At 28.8% G+C, this 20,751-nt stretch carries 20 protein-coding genes; 3 read left to right on the top strand and 17 right to left on the bottom strand.

The window, feature by feature from the left end:
* Window positions 1-35 precede the first annotated feature (35 nt).
* The 12 genes from RSD37_RS10015 to RSD37_RS10070 form a co-directional block, all read right to left on the bottom strand.
* Window positions 36-299 carry a CopG family transcriptional regulator gene (locus RSD37_RS10015; protein WP_346946594.1) on the bottom strand — a complete coding sequence of 88 codons (264 nt, stop codon included), beginning with the start codon at window positions 297-299 and terminating at the stop codon, window positions 36-38.
* A 126-nt stretch (window positions 300-425) separates the two neighbouring features.
* The gene (gene alr, locus RSD37_RS10020; protein ID WP_346946595.1) at window positions 426-1,589 is read right to left on the bottom strand and encodes an alanine racemase; all 1,164 of its coding nucleotides are present in this window, start codon (window positions 1,587-1,589) and stop codon (window positions 426-428) included.
* Window positions 1,590-1,663: 74 nt separating this feature from the next.
* A complete protein-coding gene (locus tag RSD37_RS10025; protein WP_346946596.1) occupies window positions 1,664-2,284 on the bottom strand; it encodes a germination lipoprotein GerS-related protein in 621 nt (206 codons plus the stop codon).
* Between the two features lie 84 nt (window positions 2,285-2,368).
* The gene (locus RSD37_RS10030) at window positions 2,369-3,271 is read right to left on the bottom strand and encodes an NAD(P)H-hydrate dehydratase (protein ID WP_346946597.1); all 903 of its coding nucleotides are present in this window, start codon (window positions 3,269-3,271) and stop codon (window positions 2,369-2,371) included.
* 1 nt (window position 3,272) lies between these two features.
* Entirely contained in the window at window positions 3,273-3,647 is a 375-nt protein-coding gene (gene acpS / locus RSD37_RS10035; protein ID WP_346946670.1) for a holo-ACP synthase, read from the bottom strand.
* Between the two features lie 176 nt (window positions 3,648-3,823).
* On the bottom strand, window positions 3,824-4,171 hold the full coding sequence (locus RSD37_RS10040) for a DUF6514 family protein (protein WP_346946598.1): 348 nt from the start codon (window positions 4,169-4,171) through the stop codon (window positions 3,824-3,826).
* A 293-nt stretch (window positions 4,172-4,464) separates the two neighbouring features.
* Entirely contained in the window at window positions 4,465-5,727 is a 1,263-nt protein-coding gene (locus RSD37_RS10045) for a hypothetical protein (RefSeq protein WP_346946599.1), read from the bottom strand.
* Window positions 5,727-6,854, bottom strand: a complete 1,128-nt coding sequence (locus tag RSD37_RS10050; protein WP_346946600.1) for a DUF58 domain-containing protein — start codon at window positions 6,852-6,854, stop codon at window positions 5,727-5,729. Before RSD37_RS10050 ends, RSD37_RS10045 begins: the two co-directional genes overlap by 1 nt.
* 9 nt (window positions 6,855-6,863) lie before the next feature.
* Window positions 6,864-7,814 carry a MoxR family ATPase gene (locus RSD37_RS10055; protein WP_346946601.1) on the bottom strand — a complete coding sequence of 317 codons (951 nt, stop codon included), beginning with the start codon at window positions 7,812-7,814 and terminating at the stop codon, window positions 6,864-6,866.
* 342 nt (window positions 7,815-8,156) lie between these two features.
* Entirely contained in the window at window positions 8,157-8,498 is a 342-nt protein-coding gene (gene ssb, locus RSD37_RS10060; protein WP_346946602.1) for a single-stranded DNA-binding protein, read from the bottom strand.
* A gap of 97 nt (window positions 8,499-8,595) precedes the next feature.
* Window positions 8,596-10,635 carry a PAS domain-containing sensor histidine kinase gene (locus RSD37_RS10065; protein WP_346946603.1) on the bottom strand — a complete coding sequence of 680 codons (2,040 nt, stop codon included), beginning with the start codon at window positions 10,633-10,635 and terminating at the stop codon, window positions 8,596-8,598.
* 396 nt (window positions 10,636-11,031) lie between these two features.
* The gene (locus tag RSD37_RS10070) at window positions 11,032-11,859 is read right to left on the bottom strand and encodes a YihY/virulence factor BrkB family protein (protein ID WP_346946604.1); all 828 of its coding nucleotides are present in this window, start codon (window positions 11,857-11,859) and stop codon (window positions 11,032-11,034) included.
* Window positions 11,860-12,301: 442 nt separating this feature from the next.
* On the opposite strand from RSD37_RS10070, the gene RSD37_RS10075 reads away from it, so the two are divergent.
* Complete coding sequence (locus tag RSD37_RS10075) at window positions 12,302-13,096, top strand: nitrilase-related carbon-nitrogen hydrolase (RefSeq protein ID WP_346946605.1); 795 nt, start codon at window positions 12,302-12,304, stop codon at window positions 13,094-13,096.
* Between the two features lie 180 nt (window positions 13,097-13,276).
* Window positions 13,277-13,447: an HTH domain-containing protein gene (locus RSD37_RS10080; RefSeq protein ID WP_346946606.1), complete on the top strand. Its 171-nt coding sequence runs from the start codon at window positions 13,277-13,279 to the stop codon at window positions 13,445-13,447.
* A gap of 42 nt (window positions 13,448-13,489) precedes the next feature.
* On the opposite strand, the gene RSD37_RS10085 is transcribed toward RSD37_RS10080, so the two are convergent.
* The 4 genes from RSD37_RS10085 to RSD37_RS10100 all read right to left on the bottom strand — a co-directional run bounded on the left by RSD37_RS10085 (window position 13,490) and on the right by RSD37_RS10100 (window position 18,252).
* Entirely contained in the window at window positions 13,490-14,482 is a 993-nt protein-coding gene (locus RSD37_RS10085; RefSeq protein WP_346946607.1) for a hypothetical protein, read from the bottom strand.
* An 18-nt stretch (window positions 14,483-14,500) separates the two neighbouring features.
* Window positions 14,501-15,529, bottom strand: coding sequence for a M42 family metallopeptidase (locus RSD37_RS10090; protein WP_346946608.1), 1,029 nt, complete (start codon window positions 15,527-15,529; stop codon window positions 14,501-14,503).
* Window positions 15,520-16,560, bottom strand: coding sequence for a M42 family metallopeptidase (locus RSD37_RS10095; RefSeq protein WP_346946609.1), 1,041 nt, complete (start codon window positions 16,558-16,560; stop codon window positions 15,520-15,522). Before RSD37_RS10095 ends, RSD37_RS10090 begins: the two co-directional genes overlap by 10 nt.
* Window positions 16,561-16,890: 330 nt before the next feature.
* Window positions 16,891-18,252 (bottom strand): MATE family efflux transporter, encoded by a 1,362-nt coding sequence (locus tag RSD37_RS10100; RefSeq protein WP_346946610.1) that lies wholly within the window; start codon window positions 18,250-18,252, stop codon window positions 16,891-16,893.
* 409 nt (window positions 18,253-18,661) lie between these two features.
* Here RSD37_RS10100 and RSD37_RS10105 point away from each other — a divergent pair, with 409 nt between their 5' ends.
* Window positions 18,662-18,940: a 4Fe-4S binding protein gene (locus RSD37_RS10105; protein ID WP_346946611.1), complete on the top strand. Its 279-nt coding sequence runs from the start codon at window positions 18,662-18,664 to the stop codon at window positions 18,938-18,940.
* A gap of 98 nt (window positions 18,941-19,038) precedes the next feature.
* Here RSD37_RS10105 and RSD37_RS10110 read toward each other — a convergent pair whose 3' ends face one another.
* Entirely contained in the window at window positions 19,039-20,676 is a 1,638-nt protein-coding gene (locus RSD37_RS10110; RefSeq protein WP_346946612.1) for a hypothetical protein, read from the bottom strand.
* Between the last annotated feature and the right edge of the window lie 75 nt (window positions 20,677-20,751).

The raw sequence follows: 20,751 nt of genomic DNA on the forward strand, positions 1-20,751 counted from the left end.
CTCTTTATAATAGTTGTCATTAGGCATTCACTCTCCTAAAGGCTAGCTTCATATTCATTTAAGTCATTAATATAACTTTCAAAGCCATATTCCGATAATTCTAAATTTAAATTTCTCATTTCTAAATATCCTTGCTTCATTATCTCTATATAGCTATTATGGTTACTACCTTCACTATATACTATTCCATAGTCAAGAATTAATTTACTACTTGTTTTATACTGTTTTTTATCAATCGCATTTATTTTATTACTAAAACTATTACTGAAACTTAGAACTAATCTCTTCGAGTTACGCATGGAATTCATTACCTCCAATTTAAATAACAACTATATGTACAATTTTATTATAATTCATTAATTGTTATTATGTCAAAGAAATTATCCCTTTTTTCTACTTTTTACAACATTTTTTTCATTCTTTAGTTACACATAATTCCTTACACTAACTACTTTTCCATCTTTTTTGTAAATCCTTGGCACACGCTTGCTAATATCACAAAGTATTTCGTAATTTATAGTTCCTATAGAACTTGCAATATCATCTGCAGTTATAGTATTTCCATATTCGTCTTTACCCATTAATATAACTTCATCGCCAACTTTAACACCTGGTATGTCAGTTACATCTACCATGCATTGATCCATACAGATACGTCCAACTATTGGAGCTACCTTACCGTTAACAATAACTTTAGATTTTCCTGTCAGTAACCTTGATAACCCATCCGCATATCCTATTGGAAGTGTACCTATTATACTTTCTCTTTCTGTTGTAAATACCCTTCCATAACTAATACCTTCTCCAGCTTTAAGGGTTTTAATATGAACAATTTTTGATTTTAGTGTCATAACTGGTATAATATTTACATTACTTTTTTCCACATCATGTGAAGGGTAATAACCATAAAGCATAATTCCAGCTCTCACCCCTTGATAATCTAGTTTAGGTAAATCTATTATTGCTGCACTATTGCTTACATGTTTAAAAGGAATGATAACACCTAATTCTTCAAGATATTTATTAAACCTGTTAAATCTTTCAATTTGAACATTGGTATAATCTTTTTCCTTTTCATCTGCAGTAGCAAAGTGTGTAAATATACCAGCAACACTTATGCCTGGCAATTTAGTTATCCTATGTACTTCCTTGGCCTGTTCTATTGTAGTTAAAAATCCAACTCTCCTCATACCAGTATCAACTGCAATATGAATTTTAGCTATAGTATTTTTTTTAACCGCTACTTTTGAAAGACACTTAGCATCTTCGTAAGTATAGATAGTTTGTTCTATATCAAAATCAACAACCTCATCATAAAACTCACTAGCAGTAAATCCTAATACTATGATGGGCAAGTGTAATCCCGCTTGTCTAAGTTCAATAGCTTCAGTAATTACTGCTACTCCAAACCTAGTTGCTCCACACTTTATTAACTCCCTATATATATCTACAGCTCCATGACCATATCCATCAGCCTTTATAACAGCAACTATTTCCTTGCCATTACAAACTCTCTTCACTTCTTTAATATTATTTCCTAACTTATCTAAATCTATCTCCGCCCACGACGGTCTTATTTTCTCAATCATGTTACTCACCTCAAGTTACTCGAGACTTACACTTTCTATGATCTATAGTTAAATATCTACACTCTATACAATTATTATAAATCCAGTTCTATATCATCAACTTCATCAATCCAATTAAAATTCTCATAAGTATATACAATTCTTTCTCTATGGTTATTATCATAAATCACAATTTTCTTTGGAACATAATCATTAACATTATAATACATACTACCTTCATAAATGTTATTATTACTTCCCGGAATTAAAGTCCTTATAATAAAGTATTCTTGATTATTTATAATTTCAGTATCAAACTTTAGCTCTTCATTTGTATATACAAGACCTATAAATTCTCCAATAAAACCATACTTAAAAACTTCATCAAACTCTTTATCAAGGGTATATTCTCTGGTGCTCTCATTATCTTTAACTTGAATTTCATCCCCTTTAAATGTAAAGGACCTGCTATCATTTAAATCCAACTTATAACCTATATCCTTTTTGTAAACTTGAACACCTTCATATTTATTAGTTTCCTTGTCATTTATAACCTCAATTGTTATGTTACTTTTATATGCCTTGATTTCATTCAAAGCTTCAATTACATGGTATTCATCCGAAGTTTCTGTTTTCCCTCTAAGTCCTAAGATTATTGCAAATATTATACATATACTTATAATACCCACAAGTGTATAAGCAACTTTTTTTTTCATAAAATCCTCCAACCAACTTACTACACTATATGTTTATTAATGTTATTTGTACTCTATACCATATTTACTTATTATAATTAACAGTTATACATCATTTATAATTTCATTTATTATAAATGGTAACTCCTCTACAATATGAGTAGCATTAACACAGAACATATTCTCTGATAATCTATCTCCACAATATCCATGTATAAAAGTCGCAACATAAGTAGCTACTAAAGGTTCATATCCTTGAGCTATAAATGAAGTAATAATACCTGTTAATGCATCTCCCATACCACCTGAAGCCATAGAACTGTTTCCTGTAGTATTCTCAAAAACATAGTTACCATCAGTTATTATAGTTCTATGATCCTTTAATAAAACTATAACATCATGCTCAGCTGCAAAGCTTCTAGCTACTTCCACCCTATTTTCTATTATTTCATCAACAGGTAATCCTGTTATTCTTGCCATTTCTCCATAGTGTGGTGTTAATATAATACTATTATTTTTATTTTGTAATAATTCAAGATTCTCCTGTAGTGCATTTATACCATCTGCATCTATAACTATAGGGCATTCAGCATTTTCAATCATACTCTTAACAATGTTAAATGTTAACTTGGTGTTTCCCATACCAGGTCCAATTGCCATACAATTAGACTTCACCATAATATTACCAATCTTATCACTTTGTTCAAAGTTTATTGTCATCGCCTCATTGAGTTTTATACTCATGATTTCTTGTATTTCTTTTGGTGTACAGAGGGTTACAAGCCCAGCACCACTTCTTACAGCACTTTGTGTAGTGAGATATGCAGCTCCAGTAAATCCTACAGAACCTGCAATTATAAATGCTTGTCCATAATCTCCCTTGAAACAATCCTCACTTCTTCTTCTTAATGTATTTCTTACCATTTCCTTATTCACTTGAACTGGCTTATGTTTAAATCCCATAAATCCCAAATTATTATTTCTAAATTTATCAAAAGGACCTACCAAATTACTCCGCCTCCAGTACAGCATAGGCAATAGCATTATCGCATCCATGTGAAATACTAAGATGTATATTAGTATTCCCTGTTTTATTTGCAATCATCTTTGCTTTCCCTCTTAATGTGACTATAGGTTTCCCAAGAGTAGTACTCTCAACCACTATATCCTTAAATGTAAATCCTCTGAATCCTGTTCCTAAAGCTTTAGACACAGCCTCTTTAGCCGCAAATCTTCCAGCTACATACTCAGGTCTTAAATTACGTGATTTTAAATACTCAATTTCATTATTGGTAAATATCTTCTCTAAAAATCCATTGTTTTTATCTAGGATACCTTTTATTCGTCTTATTTCAACTATATCTACTCCAACACCTATTATCACCATATCACCCCCAACCCGGCATAAAAAACCAAAGAATACTCTGAAGTTTTTTTAATATTCTTATATTATATATTTTACCATAAAAGTGTGCCTTGTTATATATTTAATATAAATATAAGTTAATTATCTATAGCCTACTTAAATACTTATTTTTATTTTCTCCTAATATTAACTTCTTAATTTGCAATTGCCTCTGCAATATCATTAAAATCCATATAGTATTCTTCAATGTGCTCTTCTACTATATCAATAAGATGTATTGGAGATACACTATTGTTTTTTAACATATTTAAAAACTCATGTCCCTTATTCTTATAAGGAGTTATATACTGAACCTCATCTTTAAAAACTTGTCCACTTCCATTGTTATCTTTTATTTTACTTTCTACTTCTATACCATATGCTTCTATCACTCTCCTGCCACCTTCAATATCCATTGATAATTCTCGTTGAATTAACTTATAGGTGTACTCTACATGATCTTCTCCACACACTTCATTACATTTTAAAGTTTCAACTACCATAAAAAACTACCTCCCAAACACAGTAAAAACTGATTTCATAACAATATTTTTTGCTTAATTTATCAGTTAATGAAATTGTAACACTCTATAAAAAAATAATGTGTAAATTCTTGTAGGTAATAATAATATATTCCCCCCTTTTAATTTACACTTTATTTCATAAAACATCGCTAGCTTTACAGTTATATACATTTATTCGTAATTGTTGATATGTTTGGGGATAAAATGTTAATGCATTGTGAGTTTTTTTGTCTTTTCCTGTATATTTTTTTATTTTCATTCTTTATTTTTACTTATTTTATCTTTTTATTTATATTATCCACATATTTTTCCACTTTTTGTTCTTGTCCACAGTTTATAATATGTGTAGAAAATTTTGCTTCGTTATATAAATATGTTATTTCATCTATCTCTTCACAGTTATCAACCTTAATTTTTACCACGTTTAACAATTGTTTAGGAGTCATATATTCCTCAAAAATTCCTTTTTCTCTTGCTTTCTTTACAAACTCGCCATATTTATATATTATTTCTTCCCTCGAGCTTCCCTTCTTCCTAAAAATACTCTTAATACGTCTAATGAATCTGTTTGGTGATTTACCACTGCCTTCAATATTTTCAACTACCTCGATATATTCATTATTTTTGTTAGTCTCATTATTTTTTACTATTTTTCTAGCCAACTTCGTTAAAATAAAAATCAGCATTACAATTACTAATATTTTTATTATTAAATAAAATATAGGGCTTATAGTAATATCATACTTACTAAGCAGTTCCTCAGTTGACTTATTATTAGGATTACCCATACCACCAAAAATTTCTTCTACAGTTGCACCTTTTCCTTTAAAAAGGTTACTAATAAGATTATAAAGTAACGTCATTGGATATGAAAAAATTATTAGCACCAAATCTATAATCTTATCTAAAAGAAAATTAAATATGTTATAAAGCATCTTAACAAGACTTACACACTTATTATAAAAAAAATCCCTTGTTATTAAAATTGCAAATATAACTAGTACAAAACTCCAAGTCCTACTTACTTTACCCCTTTTAATATTGTAACAATATCCCATAGATTCACGTAAAGTTATTACACCTAACACTAAATACATAATAATTGCTCTATATATAACTGTGGACGACGGTAACCATATTAATCCATATACTATTGCAGCTACAAAGATTGCATACACTCCTTTTATAAATATAATCTTATATCTATCATAGCTTATATTTTCGCTCTCTTCCTTAATTAACATCATACTTATAAATATAATAAATATTACATTTAGGCATGCAATAAATGGTTGAACATTGATTACTTGATATGTAAATACTGGAACTATAGGACCTCCTATACATATAATCAACTTTACTTGCTTCTTAAATAAATACCTAGATGCTTCAACACTTATAAGGCTGATTATGAACAAAGAAAAACTTATTTCTCCACCAAAAATAATGGTGCTTACTACAGTCCAAATTATAGAGGCTAACATAATAAAAGTTGTGGCATAAAAAAATCTAACTCGTTCGGACCAACTCATCATTATTTAATATCCCCCTTATATGAAATTTTCTCTACACCTTTAACATCTTCAATGTTATTTTTTTTAGATACATCAATTATTTTAAACTTATAACCCTTTAAAACAAGTGCTGATATAACTGCAATATCTCTTTCATTTAAATAGGATGTTATTAAAACATAGGTGCAATCTCTATCAAAGTAAGGTATCCTAATCTTTAGATATTCACTTAATTCATATTTAACAGCCATATAAACTCTAGTACAGTATTCTAAAATTTTATTAAAATTACCTACCTTTGGAGCAATTTCATTAGGTCCCTTTTCATCGCAATAAATAAGATGACAATTACTCCATATACCAGTAGGGATACTCTCTTTTGTAGCTCTAGCTGCTAATGCTACAGCTATATCTATAGACTTTTCTATAATTTCTTCATTAATACAATTCCAACAAGGATCACCACACTGAGTATTAAGTATTATTACCATTTGCTGTTCTGATGTATAATCATAATCCTTTACCATAAGCTTATTAGCTTTTAAAGAAGTTTTCCAGTGAATATCCTTCATTCTATCTTCAACATTATATTCTCTTATCCCCTTAATATACAATGGGTCTTTATGTATCCATCGTCTTACAGTATTATTACCTAAGAAATTGGTGACATCAAATTTAAAGTCACCTATAGACTTAATCTTTGGATATACTAAAACTTCTATATAATTATCTATTTCTTTCTTTTCGATATTCATTCCTAAAACATCTCCAATAAGAATATTCATGGACTTTATTATATAAGCACCGCGCTTATCTCCTATTAGAGTATATATCCTAGTCTTCCTTTGAAACTTTCCCATAGAATATTTGCAAATATGCCACGTATCATTTCCTTCTTTGTATGAGTTTACATTGCCAACAAACCTTAATCCTGCCGGAATTCGCTCTTCTATTATTAAAAATAGTACTGGCATCTTTTTATTATTTTCAACCTTTGTAGTTATTGTAAATTCTTCCCCAACAGTTACCCTATCTCGCTCTAATTCTCTATTTACCTTTAAATTCCTATACCCCATTTTTGTGGTTATATTAGCAACCTGTAATAATATAATAACTATAAATGCGAGAAACAAAGTTTGAAGTATCATGCTACACCTCTACTGCCTTTCTATTGGGGTCGCAACTACAGCGAGTATATCTTTAATTACCTTCTCGCTCTTTTGGCTTCCACTATTTATTTCACTTCTAAGAATAATTCTATGACTCATTATAGGTACTGCAAGTTCTTTCACATCTTCAAGAATTACATAATCTCTTTCTCTAATTGCAGCTAATGCTTGACATCCTTTCATCAGGTTCAATGTAGCTCTCGGACTACATCCCAGTTCAATTTCGCTATGACTTCTTGTTGCACTGACTAAATCTAAAATATACCTTCTAATATCATCACTTATATGTACTTTATTATAATTTTCTTGTACATAGTTTATTTCTTCCATGGTTATTGTGGCTTGTAAAATATCTATAGGGTCTCTTCCTATAAACCTATCCATCATTTTTATTTCATCATTATAGCTTGGGTATCCCATTGATAATTTCATAAAGAATCTATCCAGTTGTGCCTCTGGTAATGGGAATGTCCCAAACTGCTCTACAGGGTTTTGAGTTGCGATAACAAAGAATGGTTTCTGAAGCAAGATAGTATTACCTTCTACAGTTACTTGTCTTTCTTCCATGCACTCAAGTAATGCTGATTGTGTTCTTGGAGTAGCTCTATTTATTTCATCTGCTAATACAATTTGACTAAGAAGAGGCCCTTCTCTAAATTCAAACTGCTTTGATTGTTGATTATAAAAATATATTCCAGTCAAATCTGATGGAAGTAAATCTGGGGTAAACTGAATTCTCTTAAAACTACAATTCATAGTCTTAGATAAAGTTTTACATAGTTTAGTCTTACCAAGTCCTGGTACGTCTTCCAAAAGCACATGACCAGATGTTATAAATGATACAATTACCTTCTCAATTATATTTTCCTTTCCTATTATAACTTTAGATATATTCTCCATAGACTTTTCTTTGAATTCCTTAAATTTCCTAATTTCCATGATAATCCCCCTTTTAATTCTATGTTTTTATTAATTTACTTAAATAAAATATTTCTTTCTTGCTGTAAATATAATTATTATACTTAAATATGTAGACTTATACATTTATTATACTATTGTAAATGATATTATCCAAATATTTTCATTATATATATCATCCATATTTCACATTAATCTAATACCTATTTTATTCAATATATACCTCCATTTTTCCTACAATAAAATAGTACATTTATATCCCCCAAAATATTATATTACAAATAAAAGACCCTATCTTACTATAATATAATTATAATAAGATGAGCCCTCTCTTTTAACTAATATGATTTTACGGGTTAATTTTTAAATAATTTCTTCTTTTGTCTTCTTACTGCCTACGAATTGAAATTCATCTGCAATAACCTCTGATATGTATTTTCTCTGTCCTTCTTCATTTTCATAATGTCTACTCTGAAGTCTTCCCGTCACGCTAATAACGCTTCCTTTTATAAGGTATTCACTAACAATTTCAGCTTTTTTCCCTCTTAATATTACTGGAATGAAATCTACATACTTTTCTCCAGATGCTGTTTTATAAGGTCTATCTACAGCTAAAACCAATCTAGTAAAAACCTTACTACTATCTTCACCTACTTTAATTTCTGGATCACGGGTTAGTCTACCAACTAAAACAATTCTATTCATCATATACCTCCAAAAAATATATCATTTCTTGTAATTTTACCCATGAATATTTTTTTTAATCAAAATATATGAATCTTTTAACTAACCATAAAGTATCTTATTTATATATATCTGAAAACTCTATCTTTATTCGCTCTGAGTTATTCTTACTTGCATTATATAATTCTGAAGAACAAAACTTATTTTTAGACATTATACTTGGAAGCTCAACAACAAATTCGCTACCTCTACCTACTACACTATTAACAAATATTCTACCGCCATGATTTTCAACTATTGATTTCACAAGAGAAAGTCCTATTCCACTTCCCTCATGACTTCTTGTAAATAATGATTCACTTTGAACAAACTTATCAAATATCTTTTCTTGCATATTAATTGGAATTCCTATGCCGTTATCCTTTACTGAGATTTTAACCTTATCATCCAAGTCATGAATATCTACCACAATAGTTCCTTTATCCTTTGAGAATTTAACAGCATTAGATAATAGATTAAGAATTACTCTTTCAATGTTTTCCTTATCTATACCAACTATCTTTTCTTCTATATTAGTATCAAATATTAATGACATTCCTTTACTTTCTACATATTCTACCGCAGCCATAGTTATATCTTCTACTATTGCTACAATATCATAATTACCAAAGTTCATTTTTAAGTTTCCCACATCAATTCTAGTAACATCTATCAAATTATTTATAAGACGTAAAAGCCTATAACTATTTGATTTCATTAAATCTAAATAATTTCTCAATTGTTCATCTTTATAATCTTTGTAATTATGTTGTAATACTTGTACCGTGCTTAATATTATATTTAGAGGAGTTTTTAATTCATGAGACATATTTGATATAAACTCAGTTTTTAGTCTATCATATTTAATGGCTTGCTCTAGTTGCACCTTATTTAACTCCGCTTTCTTTCGTTCTGTTATCTCATGAGCAAGGAAAACTATAGACCTACCATGATCAAAATCTATTCCTAACGTAGAAATTTCAACATCTAGCAAAGTTCCATCTTGCCTTTTTACCTTTATTTCTTTAAATTCAGTAGTTTTTTTTCTAAAATATGCATCAAAATACATTTCATTAACCAAATGTTGATAATCTTCATGTATAATATCTGCAATTGTTAAGGAATCAAATTCACTTACGCTGTTAATCCCTAAAATGTTAGTTAACGCTTTGTTTATAACGTCAAATTTATTGTTAGTATAAATTGCTACTCCAAAAGGAAGAAATTTAAGTAGAGTTGCATAATTATCTCGGTTATTTACTACAGCTTCTTCAACCTTCACTCTTCTTGATATATCTCTAAGTAGAAATATAGAACATATTTTATCATTCTCTTCAAAACACATAGGTGTTATTTCACAATAAACAACTGTTCCATCTTTTCTAGTAACTTTTCTTTCTATTACACTAAAAGATGGGTCATACTTTAAGTGTTGATTTTTTAAAAATGTATCTTTATACTTCAACTCTTCTATCTTCACTACTTCAAATAGACTTTTTCCTAAAATCATATTATCAGGATAATTACCTATTATATCTGCAGCTGATTTATTAAAATAGCTGATTTCATTTTCCTTCTCAATTACTATACCTGTTGTACTTACAGCAAATATAGTTTTGTATAAATCTAAATTTAAAACTACTTCATTATTATCTTTGTACTCTGTTTTACGTTCCTTGTCTATCATAATATATTTCAAATCCGCTGATTCTTCTTTATATATTTTCTCTTCATCACTAGAAACAACTCTAAAGTAACCATTTGTGTTCACTATATCCTTAAATAATAGTAATACACCTTTATCTCCACATACCTTAATATATTTAATTACTAGATCAATTTCTATATTGCTACAATAATTAACATCTACTTTAATTCTTATCTTATCCGGTTTATTATTATTGATAAATTCATTTTGATTAAATATACCATTATTTAGTGTATTAAACTTTATAACATTATTTATATTTATATTTTCTATAATCTCAAGGTGATGGATTCCAAAAAAATCTAATGCGCTTCCATTACAATAAATAATTTCATTTTTACTATTAATTGCTATAATAGGTTCTGAAATATTATTATAAAACTCAAAATCTGCCTTGTTTTGAAACTCCATTATTTATCCTCCATTCTTAGTACATAAGTTATATATTTTACCCTACACTACTTTTTCATTTTACACTATATTCTATAACTTTTTCACAACATTTTTCTACTATTATTCTACATTTTTTTACACAAATTTAAATTTAGCTATTTTTTCTATTTAATTTATACAAAAACAGTATATTTTGATATACAAAGCAAATTTAATATACACTTATGTTAATAATTGTAATTATTCTGTGTAATTATTTTGTTTTATACACTTTTATAAATATTTATTTACAAAAAAATAAAAGTAACATTACCCTACACTAATATTTTTATGTATATAAACTTAAAATTCCTATAGAATAAAAAACTTAGATTTAAACTAAGACCTCTTTAATGTCTCATTTAAATCTAAGTTCTACCTTTTTGAATTAAATTCTTTATCATATACCAACATGGCATTTAACTCTCCACCTAAGAGAATAGTTGTAGATGTTATTTGTAGCCAAACCATCAAAACAATAATTACTCCAATACTTCCATAAACATCTGTGTATCTTCCAAAATTATTTACATAAAAAGCAAATCCCATAGATAATATTATCCATACTATACTAGTAAATATTGCTCCTGGAAAAGCATCTATCCATCTAATTTTCCTGGAAGGTATCAATTTGTAAATAGCCGAAAACACTACAATCATACCTGCAAGACCTATTGGGTATCTTAAATATTTTATAAATTGAAATATACTAGAGTCAAGCTTTAGCCAATTAACTAGTGCTAAACTTAGCATTTCTCCGAATACTAAAAATGCCAACACAAATATTATCATAAAAGATATCACCATCATAAATATTACAGATGAAATAATTACCTTTATTTTATTTTTACTTTCATCTTCATTATATGCTCTATTTAATCCATATCCTATAGCTCTGAAGGCTCTAGATGCAGTATATAGAGAAAACACTAATGAAAATGATAATAAATTACCATTTCTAGTTTGCAATAATTGAAGAGCCAGTGTAGATACTAATGAATATAACTCATTTGGCATAATTGTTTCCAATGCACTTATTATTTCTATAGGATCTACATTTATAAATCCTACTAAAGTTAATAAAAGGATTAAAAACGGGAAAAATGAAAACAGCATGTCAAAGGCTAACTGTGAAGCTAATGATGATATATGGTGATTTTTATATCTTAACACCATTTTTACAACATATTCAGTTATTTTCATACATCATACCTCTACTTTAAATATTTTTATTTTATAAGTATATATTTTTATACTTTTTTCATCTTAAACAAAGTAAATATCATCCCAAACCAGGAATCTCTGTTTATTATAACACTGTTTTCCAGTAAGCAAAATAATATATTTTCTTATTTTAAATCATACTATTTAATTTCATATTTTAAATTATAATTAATATGTTTATATTTTCTATTATCCATTTTATTATTATATTATAATAGTTTCTTAAATATGCTTATTTTTTATCTTTTCATAAAATTATTATTTATTTTACGAATATTAATTATGAAATTTATTATAATTAGTAATAAGCATAGAAAATAAAATATATAACAACTTTACTGATTACAATTAATTCTTTTGTTACAATAACAATAATATACTTATTTTCTAATCTATTATATCTAATACAAGGGGTGATGTTGTGAAAATAGGACTCGTACAAAATAATATTCTCTGGGAGAATAAACAATTTAACTTAATCTCCAGTAAAGATCTTTTTAAGAAAGCTAAAACTATGTGCATAGATTTATTGTTATTTCCAGAACTCTCCTTTACAGGCTTCACCATGGATGTAGAAAAACTTAAAGAATTTAATTTATCTACTATAAACTACATTTCTAGTCTATGCAAAACTTATGGTATTAATGCAGGAATTGGATATATTCAAGGTATTCATGACAATATAAAAGGGAAAAACAATTATGCAATAATATCTAGTAATGGAGAAATCATATGTAATTATACTAAAATCCATCCTTTCTCCTATGGGACAGAAAGTAATTATTACTTAGGTGGAGATGATATTGTTTTTGCAACTATTAAAGATATTACACTTTCACCTTTTATATGCTACGACTTAAGATTCCCTGAAATATTTCAAATAGCCTCTAAAAAATGTGATTTAATAACTGTAGCTGCAAACTGGCCAAATTTAAGAAAAGAACACTGGATATCCATGCTTAAAAGTAGAGCTATAGAAAATCAATGTTATATTGCAGGCATAAACAGAATTGGAATTGGTAATAAAATAGTTTATAGTGGAAATTCCATGATAATAGATCCATTGGGTAAAGTTATTGCTTCTGCAGATGATGGCGTTGAGGATATAATCGTTGCTGAGGTTGATAATTCTTTAGTTAATAAAGTTAGATCCACCTTTAAATTTAAAGATGATAGACGTGAAGATTTATATAATAAACTAAGAAATAAGTTTTAGTTTGAACTCTGTTTTAAATTAGCATTGACTATCACATCATATTACCCTCTCTCAGCGGTTACTTAAAACGTAGCCTTAGTTTAAAATTTAAAATATATAGTTGAAATTCTCAATTGAATAATATATAATCTATTTAATAACCATTATTATTAAATTACAATTATTGAAAGAGGTGCTACTATGTTAGATAAAGTTTTAGAGGTACTAAAAAATTCACCAGAACCATTAAAAGCTGGAGAAATAGCTGAAAAAGCTGCTATTGATAAAAAAGAAGTAGATAAGGCTATTAAAGCACTTAAAGCTGAAGATAAAATCGAATCTCCAAAGAGATGTTACTACAGCGCTAAATAACTAAACAAAAATCCCATCTGTAAAAGATGGGATTTTTTATTACTATAAAGTTACATAGTTAAATATTACTTCAATACCTTCTTCTATATCCTTATAGTTAACTATTTCCATGTTAGTGTTTTTATATCTTACAGGATATACTAAAGTTCCAGTTTTAACTCCAGTTCCCTCTTTATGAATAGTTCTTCCATCCCCTTGATCCTCACCAAATATATAATGTGGTTTTTTATCAAGCTTTTCATAAACAGTTTCTAATTGTTCCTTCACTTCATGATGAATTAACATAGTTCTATCCATAAATTTAATTCCAGTTCCCTTACCTAGAGATAATTTCCCTTTTCCACCTAAACTATCTCCCGACTCTTCTGAATCAATAACTAAAGCATACATAGGATTTATTTCATAGGCAGCTGCCCTAGCACCTCTCCCTCCAAGTTTTTTTTGAGTTGAGAATACAAAGAATATCTCTTTATCTAGATTTTCTAGCATTTCTTTATTTTCCTGTAGCTTTTCCATGGACTTTAATGTCATGTAGCATCCCACTCTATTATCTAAAGCAGGTGCAATAATATTTTTCTCTTCTTCAATTACATTTGAGGTAAATATACATACATCTCCTTCCCTCACAAGTTCAAGAGCTTCTTCTCTACTCTCAACTCCAAGATCAATATACATATCATCTATTTTTCCACTATCTTTTGAAGTAGATACTCTTCCTGAGTTTCCATTTTCAAATTCAACCACATTATTTATAAAGTTAGTTTCATTAAAGTCTCCAACCTTACCAACTCTTAAGAATCCATTGTCTTCTATATACATAACTATGAACCCAATGGTATCCATATGAGCTGAAATCATAACCTTATTCTCTTCTGATTGCTCCTTTAACCCCATAGTTGCTACTACATTTCCCATTTTATCTATTCTATGATCTATCCCTAAAGAATCTAAGTGCTCTATTATTACACTTCTAACTTCAGCCTCATGACCACTGACTCCGAAAGCTCCTATTAAGTCTTCAAATAATTTATTCATGATTATACCTCCAAAAATCTATAATGTTTTTAAGTACTCTATAAGAAGTTTAACTGTATTTTTTATATCCTCCTTTGATGCTACCGATACTGAAGAATGAATGTATCTACAAGGTACTGAAATAGTAGCAATTTTCGCTCCTTCTCCTGTTCCATGGAAGGTTGCTGCATCGTTTCCCCCGGCTATTGCCTTTCTTCTCTGGTAAGGTATATTTAAGTTATCTCCAACTTCCATAATGTTATCCGCTATATCTATATCAAATATACTAGTTAAGTCCATTATTGATATAGCAGGCCCCTTACCTACTTCTGTAGCTCTTAAATGCTTTGGAATGTTTGGCATATCTGCACATATAGTTCCCTCTAAAGCAATGCCTATATCCCCCTTAATATTTAAAGAAGATATAAAGGCACCTCTTTCTCCAACCTCTTCTTGAACTGCAAAGACACCATATAAATCTACATCATATGTCTCTTTTAAAGCTTCCATAAGTACCAGGCACCCAACTCTATCGTCAAAAGCTTTTCCCTTTACTAAACCTTGACCAAACTCATCATATTCTGTATCAAATACTACATACTCTCCTAATTCAATAAGTTTTTCACTTTCAGTTCTAGTTGTAGCTCCAATATCAATACAGCAGTCATCATAGGTAAGCCCCTTTTCTCTTTCATCTGCACCTTGAAGGTGAATTGGTTTAGCTCCAATGACTCCTGGTATTTTATCTGACCCTATAAGTACAGTTTTAGAAGGTATTATCTTTGCATTTATTCCGCCTAATGGACTAAATCTTAAAGTTCCATCCTCATTATATCCAGTTATAATAAAGCCTACCTCATCCATATGAGCATCTATTACAACTTTTTTACCATTTCCTTTTTTGTGAACAACAATATTACCCATTCTATCCACAAAAATTTCGTCTATATAAGGTGTAACTTCCTCTTTAATAAAATTTCTCACATCACCTTCAAAACCTGAAGGACCACTTAATGAAGTTAACTTATCTAAAACATTGCCCTTTTGAAGAATTTCATCTAAAAACATATTAACTCCTCCAATTCTTCTCCCTTAATACTTTCTATAAGCTTTGCCATCATATATCCAGTGTTCTTTACATCTTCCATGTTAACAGTCTCTACAGATGTATGCATGTACTTTATAGGAATTGATATGAGTAGTGTAGCAACGCCATCTCCTGATACTTGAATATCCCAAGCATCTGTACCTGTAGAACCAGCTTCAACTTCTAGCTGGAATGGAATATTATATTCCCTACATACCTTCATAAGATGTTTTCTAACCTTAGGATGTATATTAGGACCAATACATATTACCCCACCATTCCCTAGCTTAGTATCACCATGTTCAAGACCATGTTTCCCACAGTCAAAGGTTACGTCCACAGCTATTCCTATATCAGGTTTAATTCTATTTGTTGCAGTCTTCGCCCCTCTATGTCCAACTTCTTCTTGGGATGAGCATACAAAATAAACATCCATATCATGATTTATATTTCTTAATTCCTTTGCACATCTATAAAGAGCTACAACTCCACCTCTATCATCAACAGTTTTTACACTTACATTATTATTTAAAAGTTCCTTATAGTTTCCCTTAACTGTTATATAATCCCCGGTGGTTACTATCTTTTCTAGGTCCTCCGTTGAATATCCTGTATCTATTATTAGGGTATCTATTGTAACTGCCTTTTTACGATCTTCCTCTTTCATTAAATGAGGAGGTTTAATTCCTATAATTCCTGCCAATGTCTCTTTTCCATGAATAACAACTTCTTTAGATACTAAGGTCTTTGGATCAATACCATTTCCTTTAAACTCTAAGAATCCATTTTCCTTTATATCTGTTACCACCATAAATACTTCATCTAGGTGGGCCATAAGCATTATCTTTCCCTTACCATTACCCTTTTTATGAACAATTATATTATTTAAATTATCCTTAGTAACTTGTCCAAATTCAGAAAACACCTCTGATACATAATCATAAAGCCAGTGTTCTCTTCCACTAGGTCCATGAGCCATACAAAGATTTTTAAGTAATTTCTTATCATCCATAACTATAAGACTTCCCTTCTGCTTACAAAAATTTCTTACTGATAAAAGTATACATTAATTGTTAAGTATTTACAACAAAGGTACTTCTAAATATATAAGTAACTTATTAAATATGTATTTAATTTCCATAAAAAAAATACCGCATATCCTTTTCTGAATAATACGGTATTAAAATTAATTTTAATTTATTATGAATAAAAAAGTAAACTTTCCTCATATTCTTCGCTTGGATAAGGATATTTTTTATTTTGTTATTTAACTCCATTTGAATAAATATTATAATATTAATATTGTAGCATAATTACCAATATTTAACACTAGCAATTCTATCTATATTTCTGTGACATTCTTTATCCATTTATTTTCAATTAATCTCTTAGAGCACCAAATTGCTTTTATAACCTCATCGATCTTTAAACATAAAAATACTATCCCTGGAGATAAACTAAATATTAACCCTGTAATTGATCCAAGTGGAATAGAAACAAGCCATAGGAATAACACATCTGCTACCATTAAGAACTTAGTGTCTCCACCTGCTCTTAATACGCCTTTCGTCAGTGTACTTGAAACTGCTTGAAAAGTTACTAAAACAGCTGATGCATTCATTAGCTGTCTAGTAATGACTTTAGTTGCATCCGATACATTATAAAAACTGATAACCATATCTTTAGTTGTAAATATTAGTATTCCTGCTAATACACCTATAATTATCGATAGTACTAAAAATATTTTTCCATATTCCTCAGCCTTTTTATAATCTCCTGACCCAACAGTGTTTCCTATAATAACTCCACTAGAACTTGAAACCCCCATTAAAAATACAGTGGCTAACTGTTGTACAATTGCAGTTATAGAATTTGCTGCTACCATGTCTGCTCCCATTCTACCCATTATAACTGCCAGCATATTAAGACCAATAACTAGAATAAAATCGCTAATTAATACAGGAGTTCCATGTCTAAAGTAATCTTTAAATATTTTCTTGTCTATATAGAATAAGCTCTTTAATTTAAATTGAACCTTTTTATCTATAAATAATAAATACCCTATAACAATTATAAATTCAATTATTCTAGATATTAATGTTCCAACTGCGGCTCCTGCAGTTCCTAATGCTGGTGCTCCTAAGTTACCAAATATAAACATCCAGTTCAAAAATATATTTAAAACGAATGATATACTAGTAGATACTAATGCTAGCTTAACCACTCCAACAGTTCTTAATATACCAATAGCAATAAGTGAAAATCCTTGTACTAAAAATACAAAGGATAATATTTTAAGATATCTTACGCCTTCACCTATTACTGATGGGTCTGGTGTATAAACCCTCATTACATGCTGTGGGAAGAATTGTCCTAAAATAAAAAAAGCAATGCATACAATAGCACTCATCTTAAACATAATAGACATAGTCTTCCCTATAGACTCCTTGTCCCCTTTTCCCCAAAATTGACCTGTAAGTACTCCTGCACCCCCAGATAATCCGAAGTGAATTACCATGAAAATGAAAGTAAACTGATTTGCTAACGATGAAGCTGATAGCGCAACTTCACCTAATGAGCCAAGCATCATAGTATCTGCCATATTTATCCCAATAGTAATAAGGTTTTGAAGTGTTATTGGAATTGCTATAGCAAACATCTTCTTGTAAAAACCTTTATCTCCTTTAAAAACATCTAATGTCATATATTTTTTCTCCTCATTTGTTATTTAACCAGCTTAATTGTTAGTAACATTTTAAGTATTTATTTGTAAAGACTTCAAAGCTACTCTAAAACATAATTTAATATTTAATCATTTATTTTATATATAATTACAACTATCTATATAATTACAACTATCTATATAATTACAACTATCTATATAATTTTAGAATTTCTATTCATCATTATACACTAAATAAAAATTTATTTCTAATGACATACTGAAGTTGAAAGCATTTAAATATGTATCATAATATAATAAGCTATACTCTAAATAATAAGTTAAACTTCAAATAACTTAATTTATAAAATAAATATTGAAGCAATAGTCTAGCTTTGATATGATATCATATGAGATAATAAATCTTATATAATATTCACTACACATTAGTATGTATAAATACAATATATTATTTCAGTACACAAAAGGAGAGAATAGCATGACTATGAACGAAGAACTTTTTCATAAAAACAATGCCACACTGAGAAATTCTACAATACTTATAAATCAAAAGAAGTGTGTAGCTTGTGGTAGATGTATTAACTTTTGCCCAGTAACTGCCATCTTTAAGGAAAATAAAGATGTTATGATTGATCAAAGTAAATGCATTAAATGTGGTAAATGTATTGGAAACTGTCCATTTCTAGCAATATCAGCTACAGAAGAATAGGTATAACTAAAGCCTCGTAAGTTGATGCATTTTCACTTACGAGGCTTTTAAATGTTTAATTTTTATTTGTAGCTATCGATATTCCTATTTAGACAAAACTACAAGTTAATCTTTAAATTATCTTTTTCCTTATAATACTTAGCCTGTCTTTTTACATACTCTATATTTCTTCCTGTTGTTTGAAACATATAATCAAAATATGATATGAAATCCTCTTCTAACCTTTCACAAATCTTTGTTTTAAAGGTCTTTATGTTTTCATGAAGTTTATGTTTTTTATCCTCTAAATATTCTACATTGCTATAGTTATCTATATTAAAAAGGTTTTCATACTCACTTCTGTAACCCATATATTCTTCAAGGAAGTCTTTCTGCATATGGCTATCTATACTATATGTATTCAATTCATTATTTAAGAAATTATATATCTCTTTTTTATCTGTATAACTTTTATAAAGCTCATGAATTTTCTTATAAACTTCACTGGTAACTTCATGATTATAGGAATTTATATACCCCTTATAATTATCTATAGATTTAAACATATACATATTGTTAAGTCTACTCTTTTTTCTCAATAGTGTATTTGTTATATAATCGTAGTATTTGGTCTTGAAGTTTTTAATTGCTTCTATAACAAAGTTGTACAGCAAATAATGAACTTTTTCCTCTAGGGATATACATATACGTTTAAAATCTTCATCAGTATTAATATAATAAATGGGTCCATAAAATTCATTGATAAATATACTATCCATTGCAAATTTAATCTCATCATTTATAGCATCAAACCCAACTTTACTTAAATTAATTATGGTTTTTAAGTACTCATACTGGATAAGAAAGAGTTCTGAGCACATATCATAAAGCTCCGCATCTATGGATCTACCAATAATATTTTCATACCCGACCTCAATTAATTTTTCTTGTTGTTCCATCATAATTCTTCTTGCCCTAAACCCATTAAGGGTACATTTAAATGCTCTTGTCTTTTCTAATATTTTAGCACTTAAATTTTCTCTTATTATTTCTATGGATGGATTTAAAAAGTTCTCTTTTATAACTGATTCTATTCTAGATTTTAAGCAATCTATCTTATCTATAACTTCTTCTCTCTCTAAAAACATTTCTTCAATGAACATTCCTTCTTCAACTTCACTTCTATCTTTCCACAACTTACCAATACATTTTTTCATATTCCATAAATTCATGTCATAGGTATTTAATTCTTCAATGAGAAGTTTTTCAACTTCATCTTTAATTTCACTTACGCTGTGAATAATATATGGTATATTATTTTCAATAGATTGTTTAAAAAAATCATTGAGTTCTTTAACTAAACTATTGGAGTTCCCACATTTTTTATTGACGAAACTCCTAATTTCTAATTTAGCTTCTATTTTGAATAAAGCCACTTTCTTCTCCAAGATACTCTCAACACTATCTAAAACAGGAAGAATTTCATTCTTATCTAAGCCTATACATTGTTCCACTCTAAAAATACCCTTTGAAAGCTGATAAAACATATTTAACACAATTTCTCTATGTTCGATAATATGATAGGTGTTATAGTCAATAATAAATTTCCCTTCACTCTCTGATATTCCATCAGTAATGTCATCACCAAAGTAATCTTCAAACCCCTTTGAAAGATTATCAAAAACTTCTATAATGTCTGAATAGGAATTAATATTATTATACAATGAAGTCAACAAAATCTTTTGTTCATTTTCCATAAGTATTCAACTCCAATATTTTCATTAGAATACTTATTCTACACATTGCATAAAATACCTTTTCTTATAAAATAT

The sequence above is a fragment of the Clostridium sp. genome (assembly GCF_036646415.1).
Taxonomy (GTDB): domain Bacteria; phylum Bacillota; class Clostridia; order Clostridiales; family Clostridiaceae; genus Clostridium_J.